General features: G+C 70.3%; 22 protein-coding genes and 1 pseudogene. 16 read left to right on the top strand and 7 right to left on the bottom strand.

Annotation, left to right across the window (positions count from 1 at the left end):
• Window positions 1-10: 10 nt before the first annotated feature.
• The 6 genes from WMF17_RS45960 to WMF17_RS45935 all read left to right on the top strand — a co-directional run bounded on the left by WMF17_RS45960 (window position 11) and on the right by WMF17_RS45935 (window position 9,103).
• Window positions 11-1,516, top strand: a complete 1,506-nt coding sequence (locus tag WMF17_RS45960) for a serine/threonine-protein kinase (protein WP_437647263.1) — start codon at window positions 11-13, stop codon at window positions 1,514-1,516.
• A gap of 161 nt (window positions 1,517-1,677) precedes the next feature.
• On the top strand, window positions 1,678-4,071 hold the full coding sequence (locus WMF17_RS45955; protein ID WP_437647261.1) for a hypothetical protein: 2,394 nt from the start codon (window positions 1,678-1,680) through the stop codon (window positions 4,069-4,071).
• Window positions 4,072-4,169: 98 nt separating this feature from the next.
• Window positions 4,170-6,254, top strand: a complete 2,085-nt coding sequence (locus WMF17_RS45950) for a serine/threonine-protein kinase (protein ID WP_437599894.1) — start codon at window positions 4,170-4,172, stop codon at window positions 6,252-6,254.
• Window positions 6,255-6,375: 121 nt separating this feature from the next.
• Window positions 6,376-7,485, top strand: coding sequence for a serine/threonine-protein kinase (locus tag WMF17_RS45945; RefSeq protein ID WP_437599893.1), 1,110 nt, complete (start codon window positions 6,376-6,378; stop codon window positions 7,483-7,485).
• 8 nt (window positions 7,486-7,493) lie between these two features.
• Complete coding sequence (locus WMF17_RS45940) at window positions 7,494-8,123, top strand: hypothetical protein (protein ID WP_437647259.1); 630 nt, start codon at window positions 7,494-7,496, stop codon at window positions 8,121-8,123.
• Between the two features lie 8 nt (window positions 8,124-8,131).
• Window positions 8,132-9,103, top strand: coding sequence for an MBL fold metallo-hydrolase (locus WMF17_RS45935; protein WP_437647257.1), 972 nt, complete (start codon window positions 8,132-8,134; stop codon window positions 9,101-9,103).
• Here the strand turns inward: WMF17_RS45935 and mobA are convergent.
• Window positions 9,082-9,774: a molybdenum cofactor guanylyltransferase gene (mobA, locus tag WMF17_RS45930; protein ID WP_437647255.1), complete on the bottom strand. Its 693-nt coding sequence runs from the start codon at window positions 9,772-9,774 to the stop codon at window positions 9,082-9,084. The two genes, WMF17_RS45935 and mobA, sit on opposite strands and share 22 nt — an antisense overlap.
• Window positions 9,775-9,957: 183 nt before the next feature.
• Here mobA and WMF17_RS45925 point away from each other — a divergent pair, with 183 nt between their 5' ends.
• Both WMF17_RS45925 and WMF17_RS45920 read left to right on the top strand, forming a co-directional pair.
• A complete protein-coding gene (locus tag WMF17_RS45925) occupies window positions 9,958-10,938 on the top strand; it encodes a deoxyhypusine synthase family protein (protein ID WP_437647253.1) in 981 nt (326 codons plus the stop codon).
• Between the two features lie 130 nt (window positions 10,939-11,068).
• Complete coding sequence (locus tag WMF17_RS45920; protein WP_437647252.1) at window positions 11,069-12,112, top strand: NAD-dependent epimerase/dehydratase family protein; 1,044 nt, start codon at window positions 11,069-11,071, stop codon at window positions 12,110-12,112.
• Window positions 12,113-12,176: 64 nt separating this feature from the next.
• Here WMF17_RS45920 and WMF17_RS45915 read toward each other — a convergent pair whose 3' ends face one another.
• On the bottom strand, window positions 12,177-14,057 hold the full coding sequence (locus WMF17_RS45915) for an FAD-binding oxidoreductase (protein ID WP_437599886.1): 1,881 nt from the start codon (window positions 14,055-14,057) through the stop codon (window positions 12,177-12,179).
• Window positions 14,058-14,428: 371 nt separating this feature from the next.
• On the opposite strand from WMF17_RS45915, the gene WMF17_RS45910 reads away from it, so the two are divergent.
• Entirely contained in the window at window positions 14,429-15,700 is a 1,272-nt protein-coding gene (locus tag WMF17_RS45910) for a CapA family protein (protein ID WP_437599885.1), read from the top strand.
• Between the two features lie 69 nt (window positions 15,701-15,769).
• Here the strand turns inward: WMF17_RS45910 and WMF17_RS45905 are convergent, their stop codons facing one another.
• Together WMF17_RS45905 and WMF17_RS45900 are read right to left on the bottom strand one after the other, a co-directional pair.
• Window positions 15,770-16,735 carry an NAD(P)-dependent alcohol dehydrogenase gene (locus tag WMF17_RS45905; protein ID WP_437599884.1) on the bottom strand — a complete coding sequence of 322 codons (966 nt, stop codon included), beginning with the start codon at window positions 16,733-16,735 and terminating at the stop codon, window positions 15,770-15,772.
• Between the two features lie 41 nt (window positions 16,736-16,776).
• Window positions 16,777-17,196 (bottom strand): transposase, encoded by a 420-nt coding sequence (locus WMF17_RS45900; protein ID WP_437604381.1) that lies wholly within the window; start codon window positions 17,194-17,196, stop codon window positions 16,777-16,779.
• A gap of 424 nt (window positions 17,197-17,620) precedes the next feature.
• Between WMF17_RS45900 and WMF17_RS45895 the strand changes: the two genes are divergently transcribed.
• The 6 genes from WMF17_RS45895 (at window position 17,621) to WMF17_RS45870 (ending at window position 21,434) form a co-directional block, all read left to right on the top strand.
• Window positions 17,621-18,256: a hypothetical protein gene (locus WMF17_RS45895; protein ID WP_437647250.1), complete on the top strand. Its 636-nt coding sequence runs from the start codon at window positions 17,621-17,623 to the stop codon at window positions 18,254-18,256.
• A 105-nt stretch (window positions 18,257-18,361) separates the two neighbouring features.
• Window positions 18,362-18,568, top strand: coding sequence for a hypothetical protein (locus WMF17_RS45890; protein ID WP_437647248.1), 207 nt, complete (start codon window positions 18,362-18,364; stop codon window positions 18,566-18,568).
• Between the two features lie 34 nt (window positions 18,569-18,602).
• The gene (locus tag WMF17_RS45885; protein WP_437647246.1) at window positions 18,603-18,818 is read left to right on the top strand and encodes a hypothetical protein; all 216 of its coding nucleotides are present in this window, start codon (window positions 18,603-18,605) and stop codon (window positions 18,816-18,818) included.
• Window positions 18,819-18,841: 23 nt separating this feature from the next.
• Window positions 18,842-19,090 (top strand): hypothetical protein, encoded by a 249-nt coding sequence (locus WMF17_RS45880; RefSeq protein ID WP_437647245.1) that lies wholly within the window; start codon window positions 18,842-18,844, stop codon window positions 19,088-19,090.
• A gap of 391 nt (window positions 19,091-19,481) precedes the next feature.
• Window positions 19,482-19,898 (top strand): hypothetical protein, encoded by a 417-nt coding sequence (locus WMF17_RS45875; RefSeq protein WP_437647243.1) that lies wholly within the window; start codon window positions 19,482-19,484, stop codon window positions 19,896-19,898.
• 411 nt (window positions 19,899-20,309) lie between these two features.
• Entirely contained in the window at window positions 20,310-21,434 is a 1,125-nt protein-coding gene (locus tag WMF17_RS45870) for a sugar ABC transporter substrate-binding protein (RefSeq protein ID WP_437647241.1), read from the top strand.
• Between the two features lie 302 nt (window positions 21,435-21,736).
• On the opposite strand, the pseudogene WMF17_RS45865 reads toward WMF17_RS45870, so the two are convergent.
• From WMF17_RS45865 to WMF17_RS45855, 3 genes and pseudogenes are all read right to left on the bottom strand, one after another.
• A pseudogene (locus WMF17_RS45865) lies at window positions 21,737-22,018 on the bottom strand (SDR family oxidoreductase); the annotation flags it as partial.
• Between the two features lie 199 nt (window positions 22,019-22,217).
• Window positions 22,218-23,006: a zinc-ribbon domain containing protein gene (locus WMF17_RS45860; protein ID WP_437647239.1), complete on the bottom strand. Its 789-nt coding sequence runs from the start codon at window positions 23,004-23,006 to the stop codon at window positions 22,218-22,220.
• A 142-nt stretch (window positions 23,007-23,148) separates the two neighbouring features.
• Window positions 23,149-24,120 carry a LysR family transcriptional regulator gene (locus WMF17_RS45855; protein ID WP_437647238.1) on the bottom strand — a complete coding sequence of 324 codons (972 nt, stop codon included), beginning with the start codon at window positions 24,118-24,120 and terminating at the stop codon, window positions 23,149-23,151.
• A 42-nt stretch (window positions 24,121-24,162) separates the two neighbouring features.
• Here WMF17_RS45855 and WMF17_RS45850 point away from each other — a divergent pair, with 42 nt between their 5' ends.
• Window positions 24,163-25,254: an SDR family oxidoreductase gene (locus tag WMF17_RS45850; RefSeq protein WP_437647237.1), complete on the top strand. Its 1,092-nt coding sequence runs from the start codon at window positions 24,163-24,165 to the stop codon at window positions 25,252-25,254.
• Window positions 25,255-25,652: the final 398 nt, after the last annotated feature.

Here is a 25,652-nt window from a genome sequence, read left to right as displayed (position 1 = left end):
CTGTCTGCGCGTGACCAATCACCTGGTCCCGGGCGCCCTGGTGGCGAGTCGCTATCGGGTCGATCGCCAGCTGGCCGAGGGAGGCATGGGGGTCATCTGGGCCGCCACCCACCTCGCGAGCGGCGAGCGTGTGGCGTTGAAGCTGTTGCGCCCCGGCGCGACGGAGGACGCCTCGATCCGCCGGCGCCTCCTCCGGGAAGCGCGCGCGGCGGCCGCGGTCGATCACCCGAACGTGCCGTCCATCCACCACGTGCTGGAGCTCGACGACGGGACCCCGTTCCTGGTCATGGATCTGCTCGAGGGGGAGTCGCTCCGCGACAAGCTCGTGCGAGAGGCGCAGATCCCCGTCCCCGAGCTGTCGCGCATCCTGCTGCCGGTCATCTCGGCGGTCGGCACCGCGCACGCCCTGGGCATCGTCCACCGCGATCTCAAGCCCGACAACATCTTCCTGCTCGCGCCCGACGTGGCCGCGGCGCAGGGCGCGCCCGGGCCCGACCCCCGCGCCGCCGAGGAGGGCCGCGGCGCCCGGCCGGTGCCCTGTGTCCCGGACGACCGGCGTGACGACGCGAGCGCCCGGGTCAGGGTGCTCGATTTCGGCATCGCCAAGCTCACCGCAGCGCACGGCGAGACCGGCTGGACCTCGGGGCGCACGAGCACCGGCGAGATGCTCGGGACTCCATATTACATGTCGCCCGAGCAGATCCTCGGCGAGCACGACGTCGATCACCGCGCCGACATCTGGTCGCTCGGCGTCATCCTCTACGAGTGCCTCACCTCGGTCCGGCCCACCGAGGCCGAGAACATGGGCAAGGTGCTGAAGCGGATCCTCACCGGGAGCATCCGGCCGATCGGGGAGATCGCGCCCGCGCTGCCCGCCGACGTCGCGGCGATGATCGATCGCATGCTCAGCCCGGACCGCGCGCAGCGCCCCGCGGATCTCCGCGAGGTCGGCGCGCTCCTCGCGCGCCACGCGGCCGCCGCGCTCCGCCCGTTCGGGCCCCCCGCGGCGCCGCGGGAGCCGGAGGGCGACGCGCACGCGCTCGAGGCCCGCATCGGCGACGCGCTCGAGGCCGGCGCCGCCGATCTGGACGGGGAGGCGTCGACCGCGACGCTGCGCGCGGGCAGCCTCCTGCCAGCGCCCCCGTCGAGCTCTCCGCTGTCCGCGCGCCGCGCCGGCGCGGTCGCCCTGGAGACGCCGCGAGGCGACGCGGCGCTCTTCGATCGCCGGCCGCCGGCGGCGTCCGGCGATGCCGCCGCGCCCGTGGACGAGGGAGCGGCCGCCTCGCCGGCGAGGGAGCGCGGCGCGAAGAGCGCGGGGCTCAAGCTCATCGCCGCCGGCGTGCTCCTCGCCGCCGGAGCAGGCCTGTCGCTGCTTCGCTGTTCGACCTCTCGGGGACAACAAGACGCGCCGCGCCTCCTCCTCATCGCGCCGGCGACAAACGGGTCGAGCGACACAGACGCACCGCCGAGCAACGAGGTGCGCAAGCCAACTCCGGATCAACCGGAGATGCCTTGAGGGAAAAACCCGAAGCCCGATGCCCGATGCCCGAAGATCGAGCATAAGGCCCTCCCTGACCGCTGTCGTGACGCGCTGAGACGGTGTTCGGACAGGGTCGGATTCCTGTTGCGCCGGCTCCTGGACAGGGTGACGTTCTCTCACCTGCTCAGGAGAGAGGCATGCCTACCGAAGTCATCGTCCGGATCCGTTCCCCCCGCGGGATCGTCGACCTGCCTGGCACGGTGGATGCCTCAGGGCCGGCCGCGTCGTCCGCTTTCGAAGAGCGCAAGTCCACGCCGGGCATTCACCTGCTCGCAGCGGCGGTGAGCGACAGCGACTATGCCATCTCGCTGCAGGCGCCGGTGCCCGCCGAGAGCCTCGCGGCGCTCCGGGAGCGCGAGGGCAAGGCGGTGCTCATCGCGTTTGCCGGGCGCTCGCCGGTGCGCCGGCGGCTGCAGGCCCTGGTTGTCTCCACCGTCGAGGTCGTCCCGGATCCGGGCGTGGCGTCGCAGGCGGCCCCGATCGATCTGACCTCCGGGCGCGAGGGTGCCGCGCCGCTCTGGCTCCTGCCCGTCGGGGTGTTCAGCGCGAGCCCGACCCACGGCCCCGACGGGCCCGCCGCCCGGGACGCCCTCGTCACCGCCGCGCGGTGGATCTCCTCGAGGCGGACGAGCACCTTCACGCAGCTCTTCCCGCCGAGCGCGTTCCATCCGGAGGAGCCGGTGCGCAACGAGCGGCTCTCGGCGGGCCGGGGCATGGCGCTCCTGGATCAGGCGCGCGCGGCGCTCGAGCTCGCGGCCGTGGGCGGCGAGGAGGCGAAGCGCGACCCGGTCGGGGCCGCGACCCTCCGCTCGGCGGCGGTGACCGTCCTGTCGCACCTCATCGCGACGTCGCTGGACGACCGCGGCTTCTCGTCGGTCGCCGAGCGCGCCGCCGAGCTGACTTTCGCGCTCATCGACAGGGAGGCGGGCGACGAGGCGGCCCGGCCGGCGCTGCGCGCCCACGCGATCCACCTGCTCCAGCTGCGCGCCCCGGCGCTCACGGCGGCCCAGCAGGAGCGCGCGCGGGGGCTCGTCCGCGGGCTGCTCCGCGAGGCGCCGCCCTACGACGAGCTCACGGGCCCGTGGAGCTTCGCCGTGTGCAGCGCCGCGGAGTTCCACGAGGGCGAGTGCCGCATCCTCGTGTCGACCTACGGCTTCAAGCCGATCGCGCTCCCGCCCGAGGCGCCCCCGTCGCCGAGCGGCTCGAACCCTTACCGCGCCTTCGAGGCCCCCTTCAAGACGCCCGCCGGCGAGCCCATCCGCGTCTTTGCCCGCACGGCCACGCCGCGCGACGAGAACCTCGAGATGGGGATGACGTTCTTCATCGGATTGCTCATCAACCGGCACGCCCAGCTCGGCGCCTTCGACCTCCGCGCGGCCGCGGTGAAGGTGCGACAGGAGGGCTACAAGCTGATGATGAACTCGCAATGCGCGGGGCTCACCACGCGCTTTGCCATCTCCCAGATGTTCCCCGACGCGGACATCTACTCTTCGTGGGACTCGACGTATTTCCGGGTCGGGTCGGACGGCGTGGTCAGCTCCTCCGAGGGGATCGATTGCTTCGTCGCCGCGCTGCGCGGGATGAGCGAGCGCGCGCCGCACACCGAGCTCGACGCGCGCATCCGGAAGGCGCAGTGGCGCCACCCCCAGGAGAAGGCCCCCGGGTTCTCGCAGTTCGTCGGGCCCTCGCACCCGCTCGTCGTCGCCCGCTACTCCGACGTGAACCGCGACGGGCGCGCCGATTACTACGACGGCTTCCTCGACTTCCAGCTCACCGAGATCGCCGAGGACATCGAGGGCTCGATGACGCCGCGCGACCCGGGGGTGAGCGCGTCGCAGATCAGCGGCGACGCCGCGGCGGGCCTCAACTGGGCGGCGGGCAGCCTCAATCGCGTCGCGCAGTACTCGGACATCTGGGCCGGGCTCGCGGGCCAGAGCGAGCTCTACTATGTCTTCCAGTCGGGGGGCTTCTACAGCCACCGCGAGCCGCCGCACGACGTGCCCACCGGCAAGGCCGCGCAGCAGGACCTCGGGCGGCTCCCGGCCGTCACCCGCTATCAGGAGACCCAGGGCGCGCTCGGCGGCCTCTCGGTCGAGGTCATGTTCCACAGCCACCTGAGCCACGCGGCCCAGGAGCTGAAGCGCCTGCTGTGCGCGGCCGACGCCATGCGCCGCGCCTTCGATCTCGGCCATCTCTCCGGCGGAGAGGCGCTGTCGACGCCGCGGGGCCAGCGCTGCGCCATGCTCCTCACGATGGCCGGTCTCCTGGAGTTCCCCGCGGACCAGAACTTCATCGACGGCCTGTGGTCGATGGCGCTCAAGGCGCTGCGGCTCCCGCAGGTCTCGCGCAGCGCGGTGCGCGCCTGCATCACCGACGAGGATCACGAGATGTCGAACTACTACGGATCGAGGCGCGGGCTGGGCCAGCTGCTGGCGGCCCTCGAGAAGGGCGATCCGGTCAGCTTCGAGCAGCTCGGCGCCGACGACCCGCTCGTGGGCCGGCTCACCGAGCTCGACCCCGGCGGCGCCTGACGAAGGCGCGTCCGTTGACACGATTGCCCCGATTCACCCGATTGACACGAGCGCGCGATGCTTGAGGCCGCCTGGCCATCGTCGTAGACTCGACGGAAATGAGGTTGTCGCAGGCCATCGCTCGGCTCGGGCTGAAGCCAGGGGACGATCCGGGGCTGCGCCAGCACAAGAGGATTCTCACGCTCACGGCCGCGCTCAAGGCGTGCGCGTGTCCCGTCTGGGTGATCGCCTATGCGGCGAGCGGGGATGTTCGCTCGGCGGCGATCCCGCTCGGCTACGTGATTTGCACTGTCCTGAGCCTCGTCCACTTCGCCCGGACCAAGGCGTTCTCCGGGTTCCGCTTCCGCCAGGCGCTGCTCATCTTCGCGCTGCCGTTTTTGATGCACGCGAGCCGGGGAGGGTTCGTCGCCTCGAGCGGCGTCGTCCTGTGGGCGCTCCTCGCGCCGCTGACGTTCTTGCTGTTTCACGGGTCGCGGGCGTCCATCCCCTGGTTCACCGCCTACGCGCTCCTCGTGGTGATCGCCGGCGCCGTCGATCCCTGGCTCTCGGCGCACGCGCCGGCGACGCCCCCGGCCCTCATCGCCTGCTTCTTCGCGATGAACATCCTCACGGTGTCGGCCATCGCCTACGCCGCGGTGCAGTACTTCGCGCGCCAGCTCGCGGAGGAGCAGGAGAAGCTCGCGGAGCTCGTCGCCTCCTCGGCGCAGGCGCTCGACGACGTGGCGACGTGGTCGTCCGCCGCGGCGACGCAGGTCGCGGAGGCCATCGGGGCGCTCGAGGTCGCGGTGTGGAAGGCCGAGGAGCAGCGGATGGTCAGCCTCACCGAGACGACCACCGAGGCCCCGTCGACCGAGTCGGTCCGCAGCGCCGCGCTCGCCAGGCAGTCGTTCCTGCGGTCGTCGGATGTCGTGGTCCCCGTCGTCGGCCTGTCGGGCGACATCCACGGCGCCCTGGTCGTCGTCGGGAGCCGCCTTGTGTGGAGCGACACGACCAAGCGGCTCGTCGACTCGTTCGCTCACCACCTCGGCAGCGCGCTCGAGCTGTCGCGCCTGCGCAAGGAGCTCGCCGGCGCGGCGGAGCGCCGGAGAGCGACCGTCGAGGACATGGTGGGCCGCGGGATCGACGTCCTGCACATGTGCCCGCGCTGCCACCGCTGCTACGACCAGAACACGCAGCAGTGCAGCAACGACGGCGCCCCGCTGAGCATGCCGCGGCCGTTCCCTTACCGCATCGCGGGGCGATATCGCCTGACCCGGGTCGTCGCGGAGGGCGGTATGGGCCGGGTGTTCCAGGCCCAGGACGAGCGGCTCGGGCGCAAGGTCGCCGTCAAGGCCATCCGGACAGAGCTCTTCCACAACGACGACGTGCGCGCGCGCTTCGAGCGCGAGGCGCGCCTCGTCGCGCGCATCCAGCACCCGTCGGTCGTCGAGGTGTACGACTCGGGCGAGATCGAGGACGGCTCGCTCTATATCGTGATGGAGTGGCTGGACGGCTGCAATCTGGCGCACGCCATGCAGCACAACGGGCCCGGGACGCCGCCCCAGGTCGCGCTGCTGCTGCGCGAGGGGGCGTCGGCGCTCGGGGCCGCGCACGCGGCGGGGCTCGTGCATCGCGACGTGAAGCCGGAGAACATCCACCTGGTCCCGTCGACGTCCCCGGGCGGCTTCCGCGTCAAGATCCTCGATTTCGGCATCGCCAAGGAGATGTCGGCCGACGCCGGCGTGACGTCCGTGGGCCTGTTCCTGGGGACGCCGCTGTACATGGCCCCCGAGCAGGCGAGCGGCAAGCCGGTGGACGCGCGCTGCGATATCTACTCCTTCGCGGCGGTCGCCTATCAGGCGCTCACCGGGCGGCGCGTCGTGGCCGGAGACGAGCACGCCACCGTCCTGTCGAGCCTCTCGCGCGCTGTCCCGCCGCCTGTCTCGTCGCTCCTCCCGGAGACGCCACCGGCGGTCGACGGCGCGTTCACCACGGCGCTCGCCCTGTCGCCCGACGAGCGCCCGGGCAACATCGAGGCGTGGGTGAGCTCGTTCGTCGACCAGCTCGACGGGCTGCCCCGGCGGTGCCGGGGCTGGCGCGTCTCGGGCGCCACGCACGATCTGGACGACTTCAGCCTCGTCGAGACGGTCCGGATCAACGAGCCCGCGGCGAAGCTCGCGTCGGAGACGCCGCGCGCGCCGTGAGCGCGCTGTGGCCGCGCCCGAGCGCGCGGGAAGGCGCTGTGACAGCCCGTTGCCCCGCGGCGCGGGAGGTGGGGCCTTGCAAAGAGGGCGGTGGAGAGGCTATGCCCGGAACGGGACCTCCATGCTGTGCCCTCGTTGCCACCGGCGGTACGCGGAAAACCACCGCTTCTGCCCGCATGACGGGGAGAAGCTGGTCCAGAGCCTCGACATCCGGCGGATCCGGTCGAGGCCCACCGAGCACGTGGGCACCGTCGTCGCCGAGCGGTACCGGGTGCGGGGCCTGGTCGGCAGCGGCGCCATGGCGCAGGTGTTCCTGGCGGAGGACACGCAGAGCGGCGCGCCCGTCGCGCTGAAGCTGCTGGAGCCGAGGCTCCGCCGCGTGCCCAAGCTGAAGGCGCGGTTCCTCCTCGAGGCCAAGGCCGCGGCCACCGTCGAGCACCCGAACATCGTCGCGGTCCTCGACGTCGGTCTTCATGAAGAGTCGCCGTACCTCGTGATGGAGTTCCTCTTCGGAGAGTCGCTGAGCTCGCTGCTCGTGCGCGAGAAGCGGCTGTCTCCGGAGGCCGGCGTCCCCATCCTCCTGCAGGCCGCCGCCGGGCTCGGCGCGGCCCACCGCGCCGGGATCGTCCACCGCGACGTGAAGCCTGCCAACGTGTTCCTCGTGGGCGAGAAGGGGGACGCCTGGACGGCCAAGGTCGTCGACTTCGGGTTTGCCAAGCTGTACGAGCACTCGGGGCTCACCCAGGCCGGGGTGACGGTCGGCACCCTGGAGTACATGGCGCCGGAACAGACCATCAGCGATCCGCCCGACGCGCGCACGGACGTCTACGGCTTCGGCATGCTCATGTACCGGATGTCCTCCGGCCGGCTCCCCTTCAGCGTCACGCGGAGCTCGTCCCCGGCGCTGGCGCCGGCGCCGGCCATGGAAGATGCCCTGGTGCTGGCCCATCAGCTCACGACGCCGCCCCCGCCGCCCAACCTGGGCGGGGGCCCGGCGGCGAGCGCGCTCGAGGCGGTGATCATGAAATGTCTGCGCAAGCGGCCGGAGAACCGGTATCCCTCGATGGAGGCGCTCTGCGAGGATCTCGGCCGGCTCGGCCGGCCGGGCGCGCTGGCGGCGAGCGCGCCGATCGCCTCGCCCGACGTGTACGCCCCGCAGACGCCCTATGGAGAGCACGCGGCGCGGTTCCTGTACAAGCAGCTCGGCAAGGTGTTCGGCGCAGCGCCGTAAGCCGCGACATGCCCCGAGCGCGCCGCATCGCCCGACGCCGCGCCCCCGCGCTGGCCGCCTGCGCCGCCGTCCTCGGCTGGCCGCTCGCGCGCGGCTGGCCGCTCGCGCATGCGGCGCCCGAAGGGCCGCGTCAGGCCGCCGCGACCCCCGCCGCCACCGAGCCCGGCATCCGCCTCACGCTGCCCTGGCTCCTCGTCCAGGTCGTGCCGAGCCCCGCGCTGTGGATCGGACCGGGCGAGGCGCACCTCGGGATCCGCTGGCAGGTGACGCCGCTGCTCTACTCGTTCGGGATGAACCGCAAGCTCTCGCCGTGGCGCGCGTTCGTCGTGGAGCCGCTCACGCGCCACGCCGGCTCGATCGAGCTCTTCGGCTCTCCCGAGTACATCGCCCGTCCGGGCGCGTTCGGCGAGCGCTGGATGCTCCGCGGCGGTGTCCGCGCCTATTTTCCGCTCCTCCACCGGGGAGACTATATGTCCTGCTCGCTCGGCGGCTCGGCGGTCTACGCGCGCGAGCGGCTGGGCGCCTCGTACGAGGCGGGGGTCTATACCCTCTTCGGCGCCCTGGGCGTCCAGGTGACCCACACGCCGACAGCCGCCTTGCGATCGACCACGTTCACGCTCAGCATCCGATATTTCTGACGCCGCGCATGGCCCCGCGCCCCTCCTCGCTGCCTGCTCGACTGCTCGCCGCGGCGCTCCTCGCGCTCGCGGGCCTGTCGTGCGGCGTGCCCGCGCGCATCCTCGAGAGCAACGTGGCGAGGCTGTTCGCGACCCCGCGGCCCGTGCCGGGCAAGGTGCGCGCGCCTTACCGGCCCGAGGCGCGGCTCGCGGTCCTCTGGGTCGGGCACGCGACCGTGCTCGTGCAGATCGACGACAAGCTCATCCTGACGGACCCCGTCTTCACGGACACCGTGGGGCTCATCGTGAAGCGGCTCGTCGAGCCGGGGCTCGATCCGGAGGACCTGCCGCCCATCGACGCCGTCCTCATCTCGCACATGCACTTCGACCACCTCTCGCTCGGCTCGCTGTCCCTGATCGAGCCGAAGGTCCGGACGCTGCTCGTGCCCCGGGCCGGGCTCGTCTACGTGCCCAATTACCGCTTCGATTCGGTCGAGGTCCCGACCTGGACGACGTGGCGGCAGGGCGATCTGAAGATCACGGCGGTCCCGGTGCGGCACTCCGGTTATCGCTACGGGCTGGACCGGGACTGGATGACGGAGAGCTTCACGGGCTATGTCGTCGAGTACCACGGGATCACGGTCTACTTCGGCGGCGATACCGCCTATGATCGCGATCTCTTCGTGAAGACGCGCGCGCGATTCCCCGCGATCGATCTGGCCCTCATCCCGATCGCGCCGGTCGGGCCGCGCGATTTCATGGAGACAAAGCATGTCGATCCGGCGGAGGCGGTCCAGGCCTACCTCGACCTCGGGGCGCGGCGGATGATGGCCATCCATTTCGACACCTTCATCAACAGCACCGACACGTTCGGCCAGGCGCCGCGCGAGCTCCGGCGCGTCATGGCGGCGCGCGGGCTCGGGCCGGATCGGGTGGTCCTGCCCAGGCACGGCGAGCAGCGGATCCTGATCGCGAGGGATCAGCCCGGCGGCGCGCCGTAGAGCTCGCGCAGCGCCGCCGCGTACTCCTCGGGCGTGTTGACGTTGCGCAGCGATCGCAGGTCCGGGTCGGCGGCGCCGAGCCCCGGATCCTCGAGCAGCAGCTCCGGCCCCGCGACCAGCGTGCGCGCCCGCTCGAACAGGGTGGTCAGCCGCAGCTGGCCCTCGGCGAGCAGGGCCGCCGCCTCGCCGCGCACCGAGCAGGCGTACACAGCGCAGAGCGGGTGATGGCGGCCGTCCGCCCGCGGCACGGCGATGGCTGGGCCGCCCGCCTGGAGCTCCGCGAGGCGCCGCACGAGCGCGGGGTGCAGGAAGGGGGCGTCGGTCGAGGTGACGAGCGCCCGCTCGGCCAGCGGCGCGACCGCCTCGAGCCCGACCGCGATGCCCTGCATCGGTCCGCGGCCCTCCACCGGATCGCGCACGAGCAGCGCCCCGTCCGGCAGCGGCGGCAGCTCCTGCCCCGGCGCCGCGACCACCGCGATCGGCCACGCCGCCTCGCCGAGGCGCCGCACGACCCGCTGGAGGAGCGCCTCGCCCCCGAACGGCAGCCACGCCTTCGGACGCCCCATCCGACGGCTCTGCCCGCCGCACAGCACCACGCCGGCGAGCCCTGCGACACGGCCCGCCCGCTCGCCATCTCCCCCGGGCGCTGTCACGATCTGCTCCTGTATCATGGAACCACCCAGCCCGGAGCATGGACGCGCGCCCCGGCGCCGGCCACTGCCGCCGGCTCGCCATCGCCGCCGGAGGCCCTGTGCCACGACACAACAGACATGTCGTGCCACAGATCGAGGTGCGTGCTATGGGGCACCTCGCCTGTTCAGGCGATCCCTCCGAACCTACAGAGTAATGAAGCCATGAGCCAGACCAGGGGCCCCGTATCCGAGTTCATTCTACACCACTATCGGCACTTCAACGCCGCCGCGCTGGTCGACGCCGCGGCCGGATACGAGCGCCACCTCGCGGAGGGGGGCAAGATGCTCGTGTCGCTCGCCGGCGCGATGAGCACCGCTGAGCTGGGAGTCTCCCTCGCCGAGATGATCCGCAAGGGGAAGGTGGACATCATCTCTTGCACCGGCGCCAACCTCGAGGAGGACATCATGAACCTCGTGGCGCACAAGCATTACAAACGAATCCCCAACTGGCGCGACCTCACGCCGGCGCAGGAGTGGGAGCTCCTCGAGGGCGGCCTCAACCGCGTCACCGATACCTGCATCCCCGAGGAAGAGGCTTTCCGCAAGATCCAGCACAGGGTGGTCGAGATCTGGAAGGACGCCGACGCTCGGGGCGAGCGCTACCTCCCCCACGAGTTCATGTACAAGCTGCTCCAGAGCGGCGTGATGGCGGGCGACTACGAGATCGATCCCAAGGACTCCTGGATGATCGCGGCCGCCGAGCGTAACGTCCCGATCGTGGTGCCCGGCTGGGAGGACTCGACGATGGGCAACATCTTCGCCAGCTATGTCGTGAAGGGAGAGCTCAAGGCGACGACGATGAAGAGCGGCATCGAGTACATGACCTCGCTCGCCGCCTGGTACCGCGCGAACTCCGCCGGCAAGGGCGTCGGCTTCTTCCAGATCGGCGGCGGCATCGCGGGCGATTTCCCCATTTGCGTCGTGCCCATGATGTACCAGGACCTCGGCTGGAAGGACGTCCCCTTCTGGTCCTACTTCTGCCAGATCAGCGACTCGACGACCTCCTACGGCTCGTACAGCGGCGCCGTTCCCAACGAGAAGATCACCTGGGGGAAGCTCGGCATCGACACCCCCAAACACATCATCGAGAGCGACGCCACCATCGTGGCGCCGCTCATCTTCGCCTACGTGCTCGGGTTGTAGCGCGACGCGAACCCATGCATACGGCGATCACGGGGCCAGCATCCTGCGCCCTCGTCACCGATCGCGCCCCGGTGCGCCGGTCGCACCGGAGCGCGTGAAACACGCGCATTGCAGGGAGTGATAGTCCTCGATGGTACAGCAGAAAGTCTTCATCACAGGCGGATCCGGCTTCCTGGGGATCAACCTCGTACGCCACCTGCTCGATCGCGGGTATGGCGTCGTGTCGTTCGACGTCCTTCCCTTCGACTATCCGGAGAAGGACCGGGTGGTCGCCGTCCAGGGGGACATCCGCGACCGCGGAGCGGTGGAAGCGGCGATGACGGGCACCGACCTCGTCGTCCATACGGCCGCGGCCCTGCCGCTCTACACGCCCGACGAGATCTACACGACGGACGTGGAGGGGACCCGCACGGTCATGGATGCGGCCCTCCGGCTCGGGGTCAAGCGCGCGGTCCACATCTCGTCGACGGCGGTCTACGGCATCCCCGATCATCACCCCCTCGTGGAGACCGACCGCCTCGAGGGCGTGGGGCCGTACGGGCAGGCGAAGATCCAGGCGGAGATGGTGTGCCTCGAGTACCGCGCCCGGGGGCTCGTGACCTCGATCCTTCGACCCAAATCGTTCATCGGCCCGGAGCGGCTCGGCGTCTTCGCGCTGCTCTATGACTGGGCGCTCGACGGGCACGGCTTCCCGATGATCGGCAGCGGCGACAACCGCTATCAGCTCCTCGACGTCGAGGACCTCTGCGAGGCGATCTACCTCTGCCTGACGCTCGACGCGTCCGTGGTGAACGACACGTTCAACATCGGCGCGAAGGAGTTCTCCACGATGAAGGAGGACTACCAGGCCGTGCTCGATCGAACAGGCTTCGGGAAGCGGATCGTCCCGCTGCCCGCGGCGCCTGCCATCCTGACGCTCCGGGCGCTGGAGGCGCTCAGGGTGTCGCCGCTGTACAAGTGGGTTTACGAGACGGCCTCGAAGGACTCGTTCGTGTCGATCGACAAGGCGGAGGAGAAGCTCGGCTTCACGCCGAAGCACTCCAACAAGGACGCGTTGGTCCGGAACCTCGAGTGGTACAGCAGCCACCGCGAGAGCTTCGCGTCCCAGTCGGGGATCACGCACCGCGTCCCCTGGAAGCAGGGCGCGCTCGGGCTCGCGAAGAAGCTCTTCTAGCTCCTGCTCCTATAGAGCGGCTCTCCCGGCCGCGCCGCGCCCCGCGAGCGGCCGCGCCCCTCGGTCATTGCGAGGGCGTCCGACCGCGCGCGGCCGCGCTCGAGAGCGCGACCTCGCCGAGCACGCCGTGGTTCGCCGCGCCGAACAGGTTCTCGGGATCGACGGCCTGCTTCACCTGCCGCATGAAGGCGCGCGCGCCGTCCGAGTAGACGTCCTTCACGAAGTCCTGTCGAATCTTGCCGATGCCGTGGTGGTGGGACAGCGACCCTCCGGCGGAGAGGATCTCTTCTCGCGCGGCGTGCTCCATCTCCGCGTAATGGCGCACAGGGTCGTCGACGCCCTTGGCATAGAAGCCGAGATAGAAGTAGATGCAGACCCCCGTCGGGTAGACCTGGGTGATCCGCCCGGTGAAGAACGGCTTGCCCGGCAAGCGCCGCTGCTCGTGCTCGCGCAGGACACGCCGGTGCACCCGGTCGTAGAGCTCGAGGGCGCGGCTCCACGGGACGCTCGTCTCGAAGCTCTCCGCGATCGCCCAGTGCTCGAAGGTGAGATCGCGGATGTACGCGATGCCGAAGGTGAGCTGATAGCCTCGCTCGCCGTTCTCCGCGCCCGCCTTCATCCCGCCGTGCTGCGCTGCGATGCGGTAGAGCGTCCTCTCCTGGAAATCGACCTCCTCCTCCGTCCCCTCGAACACGACGGTTGCGACGGCGAGCTGGCTCGGATCGAAGCCCTTGATCCGGGTCACAAGCAGCTTCTCCGCCTGGCTCTTCGCCCGCGCGAGCAGCCCGGACTTCTTCGGCTTGAGCGCCTGGCCGAACTGGAACTGCGTATTATCCATCACGCGCACGCTCGCAGGCAGGGCGCCGGCGCCCTGGAGATCGTAGAGGAACGCGAGCCCGCGCGCGAGATCGGGGAAGATGACGCTGCCATAGCGCTGGACCTCGGGCACGGGGAACAGCTTGACGACGGCGCTGGTGACGATTCCATAGTTGCCCTCGCTGCCGAACATGCAGTTCTTCGGGTTGGCGCCGACGCTCTCGCGCGGGGCCACCTGCGGGCGCTCGACGACGCCGTGCGCGGTCACGACCTGCATGTCGAGGACGAGGTCCTCGATGTTGCCGTAACGGTTCTTCTTCATGCCGCTCGCGTTCGTCGCGATCCATCCCCCGAGGGTCGAGAACTCGAGGCTGTCGGGCTCGTGCCCCATGGTGAGCCCGTGCTTGGCGAGCTCCTCGACGATGTGCCGCCCGGTCGCGCCCGCCTCGATGCAGGCCATGCGGTTCACGGGATCGAGCCAGAGGATCCTGTTCATGCGCCGCATGTCGACCGCGATCACGGTCCGCGCCTCGTGGATCGACAGGCGCAAGGCGTCCGTGACGTTGGTGCCGCCGCCGAACGGGACGAGGCACGCGCCATGGTGCTTGGCGATCTCGGTGATGCGCACCACGTCGTCGTGCGAGGCGGGAAACACGACGAGATCCGGGACGCGCTCGAGACGCTCGTAGCGGATCGCCCAGATCTCGGCGCCGGTGTGCCCGTGGCCGCGCCGCAGGCGCACGAGCGGATCCTGCGAGATCTGATCGGCCTCCAAGGAGCCGCGCAGCGCGTCCAGCAGCTCGCTCGCCACCTTGGCGTCGGCGACCGGAGGAGGGTAATGAGGCTCGTTGCGGTTCTCGTAGGAGAGCGGCGCGCCGAGCGTGGCCGACATCCAGGGGAGCAGCGACGGCAGCTCGACATTGCTGATGCTGTAACGGGTGCCGGTGAGCACGACGCTGCCGCTCGGCTTGACGACGAATCGGGTATCGGCAAAGCCCCAGCCGTCCTTGCGCTCCTCGTCCGTGGGGCGCCCGGCGGGGCTCGGTACGATACGGGTGCTCTGCGGGGTCGCGCCGCGCGAAGGAAGCAACGTCGAGCCGGGGGAAGTAGGGCGTCTTCGATTCATCATGGATGATAAGACCTGTAGTGCAACACGCGCGCGAGCGCGCGCCGATTTCTGAGTAGACGGCGCTGGAGCGGACCAAGCCTTCATCGCGAGAGCGCGGCAGGGGATGGCCGCCGCGGCCCCTCTTCGCCCGCTCGGCGCGCGGCGAAGGTAGCACGATTCATGGAACACGTGCTACCGAATGTAGTTCATCTTGCGCCTGGCGACGCATCCTCGATGCGGCCGATGCCACGTGGGCAAGCTGCGCGCGACAGCGGCAGGCGGCGCTCGGGTGCAGCGGTCACGTCGCTGAATGCTCGAACAGGCCTCCTCGATCGGGATTCTTGGGCGCGGCCGTGCACCCGTGGATAATGCACGCCGAGAAGCCGATCGAGATGCGCCCTACCCCTTTCTTCCTCGCGATGTGCGCCGCGGCCGCGCAGATCGGCTGCGAGAGGCCCGCGAACGTGGGCGCCGGGCTCGCCCCACCCCCCGCCGTCGCGCCGGCCGCGCCCCGCGACCCCTCCGCGGCGCCCCGCGACACGCCCGCCGCCGCCGCATCGCCCGCCGCGCCGGCCGCGCCGGCCGCGCCGGCCGCGCCGGCCGCGCCGGCCGCGCCGGCCGACGCGATCACGCTCCTCGCGGGCGGCGACGTCTGCCTCGGCAAGGCGCTCGGCCAGGAGCTGCTCCGCAATCCGGCGCACGATCCGTTCGCCCCGGTCGCGGCGCTGCTCGCCTCCGCCGACGTGCGCTTCGTCAACCTCGAGAACCAGCTCAGCGACCAGGGCGGGGAGACCCAGCACCGGCTCCAGCCGCTCGTGTTCACGGGCCCGCCGGCCGGCGCGGACGTGCTCGCGCGCGCCGGCATCAGCGTTGTGTCGCTCGCGAACAACCACATGTGGGACTACGGCAAGAGCGCGTTCCTCGAGACGCTCGGCCACCTGGAGCGCGTGGGCGTCGCCTACGTGGGCGCCGGCCGGACGCGGCTCCAGGCGTACGCGCCGGCCATCATCGAGCGCCGCGGCTTCCGCGTGGCGCTGCTCGCCGTGACCGGCATCTGGAACCAGGGCTCGCTCTGGCAGCACCCGGGGCGGGAGTTCGTGGCGGCCGCGGAGCGGGACGGGCTCGCCGCCGCGGTGCGCGCCGCGCGCAAGCAGCCCGGCGTGGACGCGGTCGTCGTGAGCTACCACGGCGGCACCGAGTACCTGGACACCCCGCTGCCCCAGGCGCGCGCGCTCGCCGGCGCCGCCATCGACGCGGGCGCCGACGCCTTCGTCGGCCATCACCCGCACGTGCTCCAGGGCATCGAGCTCCGCCGCGGCCGGCCCATCTTCTACAGCCTCGGCAACTTCATCATGAAGGTGAAGAGGACCGGCCCCGCGCCCGAGCTCGCGATGCTCGCGCGCCTGCGCCTGCGGCGGGGGGCGCCGCCCCTCGCCGAGATCTGCCCGGTGCGCAGCGAGGGCCTCGGGACCGTCCCGCTCGCGGCCGACCCGCGGCGCGCCGAGACCGAGGCGGCGTTCGCCGAGCGGATGCGCCGCGTCTCGGCGTTCGTCAAGGGCGAGCCGGTGATCGGCCCCTTCGCCGCCGACGGCTGCGCGCCGCTCGAGCCCGCCGCGGAGGCGGCCCCCGCCTCGCCGCCGAGGGTCGCCGGCCCGATCCGCTGAGCGACGTACTGGCCTTCCTTGGCGCGTGCGTTGCCGCTCGGAGCGAGGCGGCGCACGCGCACGGGCCCCTCACGCAATGAGCTTCAGCACCACGTTGCCCGTCTTCTGTCCGGACGCGACGTAGGCATAGGCCTCCTGGACCGCATCCAGGGTAACGGTACGGTCGATGATGGGCCGGAAATGGCGCTCGGTAACGAGCCGGTGCATGACCTCGAGAAACGCCTTCCGATCGATGGGTATCGGGAACACGACCCGCTTTCCGCCGAGAGCGGGCGTGAGGACTGCCAGGAATGGATTCTGCCAGCCAGGCCCGGGCTCCGAGGAAACGTACACGCCCTTCGGCGTCAACAAGCGCTTGCAGGCGCCGAACGTGCTCGTTCCGACCGTGTCGAACACGTAGTCATAGACCTGGTCGTCGCGGGTAAAGTCTGCTTGCTCATAGTTGATGACCCTGTCGGCCCCCAGCGACCTCAAGAGCTCCAGGTTCTTTGTGTTCCCCACCGCCGTCACGGCGGCGCCCAGGTGCACGGACATCTGCAGCAGCGCCGATCCGATCGCCCCGGTAGCCCCGTTGATCAGCACGCGCCGGTCCTTCTTGAGGCCCGCTCGTTGGATGATGCTGTAAGCATACCAGGCGCCCTCGATGCAGGCTGCAGCCTCTTCGAAGCTCAGGCCGGTGGGCATGCGCGCGACCGAGGCATCCCCGGAAATGACGAGGTACTCCGCGTGAGACCCAGCCCCGAGATCGTTGATTCCCCAGACATCGTCGCCGACCGCAAAGCTGCGTACTCGCGCGCCGATCGCCTCCACCCGCCCCGCGAAGTCGGTGCCGAGCGTCTCGGTCCTGGGCCTGCGAAGACCGGTCGCGAACCGCATGATGAACGGGGTGGCCGAGAGCAACGCGCAGTCGGTGCGGCTCACCGTAGCTGCGTGGACGCGAACCAATATTTCGTCATCGGCCGGCGTGGGCACCGCCACGTCTTCGATCCGGATGACTGCCGGTGTTCCATACCGTTCCCGACGGGCGGCTCTCATGGTTCAGTGATACCGGAGATAGCTGAGCATGTCCATGTTGCTCATCGTGGGCAGACAGACCGCCCGCGGTTGTGCTCCCGGCCCGCCGGCGCCCACCCGAGACACCACTCGACGTCCTCGACCGCCGCCTCGGCCTGTCTGCGCACGAACGGGTCGCGGTCCCGCAGCCCGGCTTCGATACCGGTTGAACCCACGGGTGCGAGAGCACGGATCTCGTCGCGACGTACGGCATCGACGGCCTTGCTGAGCAGCTGCGCTTCATGGGAGCGGCCGAGGACATGCGCTGCTCCCGGATTTCGCTTCTCGACGACAGACAGGGATGCCCTCCACATGTCGCCGGCGATGAACCGAATCGATTGTGTACGAGCCTCGCCGAGCGAGCCAAAGAATGCATTGAACGTCTGTCTCGTCCGGTCACGGCCGGTCCAGAGGAGCCGGCGGCGCCCCTTGTCAAGCGACAGTAACTGATTGTCGCTGATCAGCGTCGGCCCGCCGCGCGCTCACCTGGCGCATCCGACGAATCGACCATCGCAGGCGAAGACAGGAGCACTTAGCTACATGGTCGCCGTCGGACCTTCCCCGCGCACCATGCGTGACCTCCTGATTCAAGGTGTTGCTGCTGCGGCGTTTCAGATGCGGCTCAAGTGCATTGCGCGTTGGATCGCGGCGGAGCGCGCTGAATTTTCATCTGTCACCCTAGCTGTGTATGGTACACGTGGCAGTCGCGAATCCGCAGGGGAGCGACGTGCGACGTCGGCCTTCCGCACAGGGGTCTGCGGACAGGGAGAAAACCATGTTGATGGGTGGTAAATCTCGGCGCCGAGCGCACGCGCCGGGCAGTTCTTCACCCCGATCGGCATCTACAACGTCGATCACGGCAGCCCGGTGCTCATCACCGTCGACAACCCCTATTTCATCATAGCGAGCCTCTTTCCCACGCGACAGACCGGCGTCATGGCCTACGGCAGCATGTTCGCGGGCCCGTGGGAGCTCGGATATGACGCCTACGTGAGCAACGGGAGAGCACCGTTCGCCTTCGACGACAACCGCGGCTTCGGCGGCCGCCTGCACGCCAGCTACGAGGACCCCGGCAAGCTGACGCTGAAGCTCGGGGCCTCGTTCCTGACGGACAGGGCGCGAGACTGGGTCGCCGACACCAAGCCCGACTCGCCCGAGCCGGACGTCCACGCGACGTGGGCTTTCCGGGATTACATCGCGGGGGGAGATATGTCGCTCGACGTCGGGAAGACGCGCCTCCGGGCGGAGGCGATGGTCGTCCGCGTGATCTACGATCAGGGTGCCCGGCCGGAGATAGTGCCCGGAATGTACGAGGTGGACGCCTGGCGGACCTCGGCTTATGTCCTGGCGGCGCACCGGATGAATTTTTTGAACATGGAACCGTTCATCCTGGGCGCCACCCTGTACGGGCCGTTCTTCGGGACCGATACCTTGCTGCAGATTGGCGGCGGCCTGAACTTCTACATCACCCCGGACGTCACGCTTCGAACCCAGGTGAGGTAGGTGTTCTTCACCTCCTTGCGCGAGGAGACCGAGGCGCCGGGGGTTGACACCACGTCCATGATGGCACGTTTGATCTTGGCCTTCTGAGAGAGGCTCGACGCAACGATGAAGCGTTCATCCCTTCTGCTCCTCCTGGCCCTGCTCAGCATGAGCCCGCCCGCCTCGTCCCTCGCTGTCGAGGAAGAGATCGCCGTGGTCGTCAACCAGGCCAACCCTGCGCGAGCGGCGGGGCGCGACACGCTCCGCCCGATCTTCCAGACGACGCGCACGGAGTGGTACGGCCGGTCGGTGAAGCCGTTGAATCTCCCCTGAGGACTCCTCGCTGCGGCAGCGCTTCGACAGGGCGGTGCTGGGCCTCGATCCCGATGGCGTCGCCCGATACTGGATCGACCGCAAGATCCGCGCCGGCGAGCGGCCGCCGCGCAAGGTGTCGAGTCCGGGCGCCGTCCTCCGCGCGGTGGCCGAGGAAGAGGGCGGCCTCGGGTATGTGGCCGCCAGCGACGTCAACGCCTCCGTCAAGGTGATCGCGCGCATCCGCGACGGCCAGGTCATACCGCCGTGAGCCTGTGGAGAGAGGAACGAATCATGGATATCTACCTGTCTCGCCTCATGCCGCCCACCCGCTCTCGGGCCCTCGTCGTCGCGCTCGGCACCGTCTGCGCGACGATGCTCGTGGGATGCTGGGATGCGGACCCCTGTGATCCGGGCCAGATCGTCGCCTGGAACGCGTGCATGTATCCTTTGCCGCCAACCGGCTCCACGGGCAGTGGTGGAACCACGGGCAGCGGCGGCGCCGGGGACGGCAGCGGCGCCGCGGGCGGCGGTGGCTCCTGACACCTGACGGTGCCCGTGGAGAAAGTGCGTCGCGCCCTTGAGCTCCACGTAGCTCCTGTCCTCTGCCGCGCTCCCCTCGAAGCTCTCCCGCGCCTGCCGCAGCCCGTGTCCGCCGTCGCGTGCAATCCCGACACACTTGTTACTCCCACGGCTCGGTGGCCGGTCGCAGATATCTCACGACCACCATCCAGCACGTCGTATCGAGAACCTGAGGAATCCCCTCATTTTGTGGCCGCTTCCAGCGAGAAATTGAACATGAAGGCGAGAAGGCGGGAAGATTTCTCAGAGACTTTACTTCCCGTCTTCATGTGAATTCCCCGAAAAATTTGAGGGGATTCCTCAGATCGAGAACGGTACGAACGACGATGGACACCCATGGGAGAGAAGAGCGATGACGACGCACATCACCGGGACACGTGTCTGGCTGACGGAGAGCGGCGTCACGGGCTTCCTCGCGCGCGGCGAGAAGGACGTCTATCGCATCAGCAAGTCGACCACCGGGGCGAGGGCGGTCTCCGTCAGGGCGCTGCCGGGAGGCGGGAACACCCTGCTTCCCGTGCTCTGCGTGGGGCCCTACGTCGATCCCAGCGGCCCGCCCGTCGAGGACGAGCCCGGTATGGCGCCCACGTGGACCGCCTCCGTGCCGGCGCGTTGCGCGGATCGGGCGACGACCTATCCCCTCCCCGAGGGAGAGTCGTACGTGCTCGTCTTCCACGACCACGGTCAGCCGGATGACGCCACCCCCGACCCGAACGACAGGATCAAGCTCGGAGACTCGGTCCAGTACGTCCTGGAGCTTCAGTACTGAGCCTGCCGGGAGACCTCCCGCCATGGCGGAGAGCCGTGGCGGAAGGCGCCCCTCCGAGCCGACGAACTCGACCGGGCGCGCTGCGGCTGCGGCGGCGTGGTCGAATGGTGTGAGGAGGCGCGGTAGGTCTATCGCTCACCCATCGCACTGCGCCGAGGTCCCTCCACGCTCGCGAGCATGCTCACCTCTCGCGCCAGAAACCGCGATCCACGGACAGCCATCGCGAACGCCGGGCACGGATACCGGTTACGTGCCCTGCATCGCATCTGCGTCACGAAGAGCCCCCGTTTCTTTTCAGATGAAGTGAATTGTTCTCACGTCTGTTGACAGCCCGATCCTCGGTGTCGTACCTCAGACGATCAGGCGTGGACCGTCAGCCGCGACCGAGCGCGCTACGGCAAGGAGGGGCTCATGACGATGATGGGGCGATGTCGGATGGCGGTCTGCGGGCTCACGTTGATGACGGCGGCGTGCGGATCGAGCGAGCACCTCGACGAAGGCGAGAAGGTCGCGTTCCTCACGCGAGCGCCGACCCCGGCGGGTGAGTTCACACCGGTGCAGCTCGAGGCCACGCTCGACAGCCTCGTCGCCGAGATGAACAAGAACCCGATCGAGCCGATGCACATGGCGATCCTGCTGAAGAACATCACCGGCTTCTTTGCGCCGGTCGCCACGGGGGCGAATCGGGCCATGAGCGAGCTCGGGGTCACGGGGAACGTGTTCGGGCCCACCGGGAACGACGACGATGAAGCGCAGGTCATCCAGGCCAAGCAGCTCAAGGAGATGGTGGCGATCGGCGCCGAAGGGATCGGCGTCGCCCCCTTCGGCGACGCCCAGAAGGAGGCCATCGAGGAGGCCGTCGCGAAGGGGGTCCACGTGGTCACGCTCGACACCGACGTGGCGCCCGACAAGCGCTCGCTCTACGTCGGGACCCTCAACCGGTCTGCCGGTGCCACGGCGGCGAAGACCCTGCTCGCGCATCTGCCCCCGCCGCCAGGCACGGTGATGATCCACGGCCACATCGTCGAGGGTTGGGCCGACGGGATCGATCGGACGCAGGGGGCCCAGGAGGTGCTCGAGGGCGCCGGTTACAAGGTCGTGACGGCTCAAGCTTTCTTCGACAGCGATGACCAGTTCGACCTCGACTGGATGAGGTTCCAGTTCGAGCAGGCGGATCCGCCCGTCGTGGGCATGGCCGGCCTGTTCGACATCTCGTACAGGTGCGCGATGCTCGCGGAGCTCGTGGGCAAGCCGGAGCTCCCCATCGTCACGTTCGACTTCGACCCGAAGACCGTCGAGTACATGCGGCAGGGGCGCATCAAGGCCACCCACACCCAGCGGCAGTATTACGAGGGCTACCTCGCTCCCTATATCATCTACGGCATCAAGATCATCGGCCTCGACGCGACCAAGCAGATCCTCTCTCCCCTGATGATGGACGACCCGAGCCGGGTGAACACCGGCGTCGACGTGGTCCCGGGAAACAAGGTCGACGAATATTACGCGTTCCTCCACAAGATCGGCGCGAGCCAGTAGCGGCGGGGCCGTCCAGCGGCGCGAGCCTCGGGTCGTGCTCCTCGAGCGTGGGGCGCGAGGCTATCCATGGTGACGAGAACCATTCTTGATACGGACATCTGGTCCGAGATCCTCGAGGCGAAGGATCCGATCGTCGCAGAGAGAGCGCGAGCCTATCTTATGAACCCGCAGGGCACTCAGGACGCCCTGCGGTACGCATATGGCCCAACAAGCCGCTTCTGCCGACCGCGCTTCGCGCAGCGGCAGACCGGCAGGGCGTTCGGCGGGCAAGCGTCGCGCCAAGGTGGGCCCGGTACTGGCCGTCAAACGGTGGGCACAGTGCCCCCGTCGATCAGGTACTCGCTCCCATGGATGGACGCCGCCCTGTCGGAGGCAAGGAACGCGACGAGCTCCGCGACCTCTTCGGGCCACGCGGGACGCCCGATGGGGATGCCGCCGAGCGCGCTCATGATGCCCTGCCGGGCTGCGTCTTCATCCGTACCGGCGTGGTCGGCGAGGCGCTTCACCAGCGCGTCGGCTGCCGTCGTGCGGATCCATCCCGGGGTGATCGAGTTCACGCGGACGCCCTTCGGTCCCAGCTCCTTTCGACACCGGTCAGGGCCCGGCCGGCTCGGTCAGCACCACGGAGGTGCCGTAGGCGCGACCTCTGCGCGAGGTCGTCGGAGCCGCCGTCGTGGAAGCCGCATTCCTCACCTGCGTTGCACAACCCCGTGGGCGGTCCGTGCAGGAATCCGCATTCAGGCGCGCCCCCGCCGGCGGCGGCCGATTCACTGACCTGCTGGCTCAGGCCCGCTCCGGACCCTTGCCGTCCTGGCTCTTCGGGCTGGACGCGGCGTCGTCGGCGTCAGCTCGTTCCAGCCACTTCTGCGCCGCGCGCACGAGCGTCTTCACCTCGCGTCGGGAGAGGCCCTCTGCGCGCTTCAGGAACGCTTCGAGCGCCTCCCGAGCCTTGCCCGGCCGCCCTGCATGGCCCTGCAGTCCCCCTTCGTGATAGAGCGCCTCCACGAGCGACGGATTCAGCCGCAGCGCGCGCCGGGCGGCGGCGATGCCGGCGTCGACGTCGCCGCCGCCGGCGTGCTCGCGGAGCGCGCAGGTCGAGGCGGCGAGGGCGAGCTGGGCGCCGGCGTCGTCGGGGCGGGCGTGCGCGGCCGCCGCGGCCTCGGCGTGCTGCGCAGCGCGCGCTTTCCCCTGCCGGATCTCGCGCCGGCAGCGAGCGCAGTCGACAGCGTCGGCGTCGATCAGGAAGCGCAGCGTCTCGTACCAGTACCGCTGCTCGGTCGCGCGGAACACGAAGTCTTCACCGCAGGTGCGACAGCGCCGCTGGCGATCGACGTAGAACAGCACCGGGCCGCCCATGCCGAACACCTGGCGCGAGACGTCGGCGCGCACGGCGCCGCGAGGGAGCTTGCGCACGTCGTCGGGGTGGAGGTCCCAGAGCGAGAAGCTGCGTCCCTCGGGCGTGGTCACCGTGCGCTCGATCAGACGCAGCGCTCCGAATTCGGAGTCGCACACCCGCACCCGCGCCTCGGGGGAGGGGGGCGATGGGTCGCGGCGCGGCCGGCGTCTGGCCATCCGACACGGATAGCAAGACCAGGGCTCCAGCGCGAGAGCGGCCGCCCTCGAGCTCCTCCAGGAAGGTCGATTGCCGGCCAGCCATCAACGAGGGCCATGATTTCGTCGCGGGGCCTGCTGCCCTTGCGGACAGGGCTCCAGATCACCCCGCGCCCCGGCGGACCAGGGCCCGCAGGTGCGGCGAGAGGGCACGGCCCGAGAAGAAGAGGTCCCGGAACCAGCGCTGCGCCGGGTCGTCGTCGTGGCGCTGCGACCACAGCGCCACGACCTGCGCGGCGGGCAGCTCGAAGGGCGGCGCGAAGACGCGCAGTCCGAAGAGCTCGCGGGCGCGCTGGGCGACGCTGCTCGCGATCGTGCAGATGAGGTCGGACCTGCGCACGGCGAGGGGCGCGGCCATGAAGTGAGGCACGCGCAGGGCAACGCGCCTGCTCTTGCCGAGGCGGGCGAGGGCGCGGTCGACGGCGCCCTCGCGGCGGCCCTCGACGCTGACGAGGACGTGGCCGAGGGAGACGTAGGTCTCGAGGTCGAGGCGGCGCTTGATCGCCGGGTGGCCTTTGCGGACCACGACGGCGAACGGCTCCTCGTGGAGCGGCGCGCGGCGGAGCCCGGCGGCGGGCACGGGCTGGGAGGCGCCGATCAGGGCCAGATCGATGTCGCCGAGGACCAGCGCGGGGACGACATCGGGGGAAAAGCGCTCGATCTCCAGGCGTACGGAGGGGGCGTGTTTGCCCAGGTGATCGAGGACGTCGGGCAGGGTCGTGAGCTCGAAGTGGTCGACGGTGGCGACGCGGAAGGCGCGCGTCGAGGTGCGCGGATCGAAGGGCTCGGGGGACGCGAGGGCGCGGCGGAGGTGCTCGAAGGCGGCGGGCAGGGCCGCGCGGAGCTGGAGGGCGCGCGGCGTGGGGGCGAGCCCGCGGCCGAGGGGGGTGAGGAGGGGATCGCCGAAGAGCTCGCGCAGGCGCGCGAGCGAGTGGCTCATCGCCGACTGGCTGACGTGGGCGCGGCGCGCCGCAGCGCTGACGCTGCTCTCGATGAGCAGCGCCTCGAGGGCGGGGAGGAGGTTCAGGTTGACGCTGCGGATATCGATCTCGCTCATGTCTGGTATGAGATACATCCCATTTTCCTCATGGGTCCAGCGGCGCATGCTGAGCGGCCTATGAGGGTGAGCGACGTCGAGGTCCTGGTGACGGGGGGTACGGGGTTCATCGGGCGCTGGCTGCTGGCCGAGCTGACCCGGACGAAGGTCGTGGCGGCGCCGGTGCGCCGCGCGCGGCAGCGGGCCGCGGCGCTCTCCGCGTTCGTCGACGCGCACGGCGGCGATTCGCGGCGGCTCCTGGTGGTCGAGGGCGATGTGGAGGAGGCGTCGCTCGGTCTGGTGGACCGCTTCGAGCACGTGCGCGACGTCTATCACCTGGCGGCGCGCTTCGCCTTCGGGCTCGGCGTGCAGGAGGCGCGGCGCTGCAATGTCGATGGCTCGCTGCGCGCGGCCGGGTGGGCGCTCGCGCTGCCCTCCCTGCGGCGCTTCGTCTATCTCGGCGGCTACCGCATGCTGCACGCGAGCACCCGGCCGGGCGCGGAGGGCGCGCTGACCGAGCGCGCGCGGGGCGGGCTGTACCGTCAGCACGGCGCCTACGAGGCGTCGAAGCACGAGTCGTATCTCGCCGTGCGCCGCTTCGCGGCCGAGCGCGGGCTGCGCTGGACGGCCGTGCACCCGAGCAGCGTCATCGGCGACTCACGCACCGGCGAGACAACGCAGCTCACGGGCCTCGGGGAGACGGTCGAGCGGCTCTGGCAGGGCCGCCTGCCGGCCCTGGTCGGCAGCGAGCGCACCTTCCTGCCGCTCTTGACCGTCGACTACCTTGCGCGCTTCCTGGCGAGCGTGCCCGAGCGCCCCGAGACGACGGGACAGGACCTCTGCGTCCTCGATCAGGCGACTCCGCGGCTGCCCGCGCTGATCCGCGGCATCGCCGCCCACCTGAAGCGCCGCCCCCCGAGGTGGGTGCTGCCCGTCGGCCTTGTACGCCTGCTGCCGGAGGCGCTCACCGGGGTGCCGCGAGAGAGCCTGTCGTTCCTCGCCGAGGACGCCTATGACACCAGCGCGGCCGACGCCCACGCCCGCACGATCGGGCTGGCGATGCCGCCGATCCAGACGAGCGTGGAGCGCTGGTGCGACCACCTCGTAGCGACGCGCTTCGGCGCCACACCCGAGGCTGCGCGCAGCCGCGCGCCGGCGTCCGCGGTCGCCTGAGGCGATGGATGGCGGCGATGCACGCCTGGAGTCGCTCATACGTCTCCCGGATGCCCATGAACGACCAGCGCGTGAGCGAGGCCTGGGCCGCGCCTTCGCGCGGCGGCTGGGCCGCGGCGTCACGAGTCAGGAACGGCTCCGAGACTCTTGACTTTGCGGAACGCGCTTGCCTGTCCTCTCCGCTCCGCGCGCGGGCGTCCGGAGCTGCGCGGGGGGTGCCGAGCGGGCCAGCATCCCACCCGCCGGCCACCGCATGGGCCGCGGCGCCGCGGCGCCCCTGCGCGCTTTACGGCCCGACAACCCGCGCCCTAAGATGTCGTGCCCTGCTTCGCGTGGCTCTCCTTGTCGAGGTCTTCCATGTCCGCGCCGTTCCAGCGATCGTTACGCGCCCTCGCAGG

Source organism: Sorangium sp. So ce362 (assembly GCF_051519845.1).
Taxonomy (GTDB): Bacteria; Myxococcota_A; Polyangia; order Polyangiales; family Polyangiaceae; genus Sorangium.
This window is presented reverse-complemented; position numbering and strand designations above follow the sequence as displayed.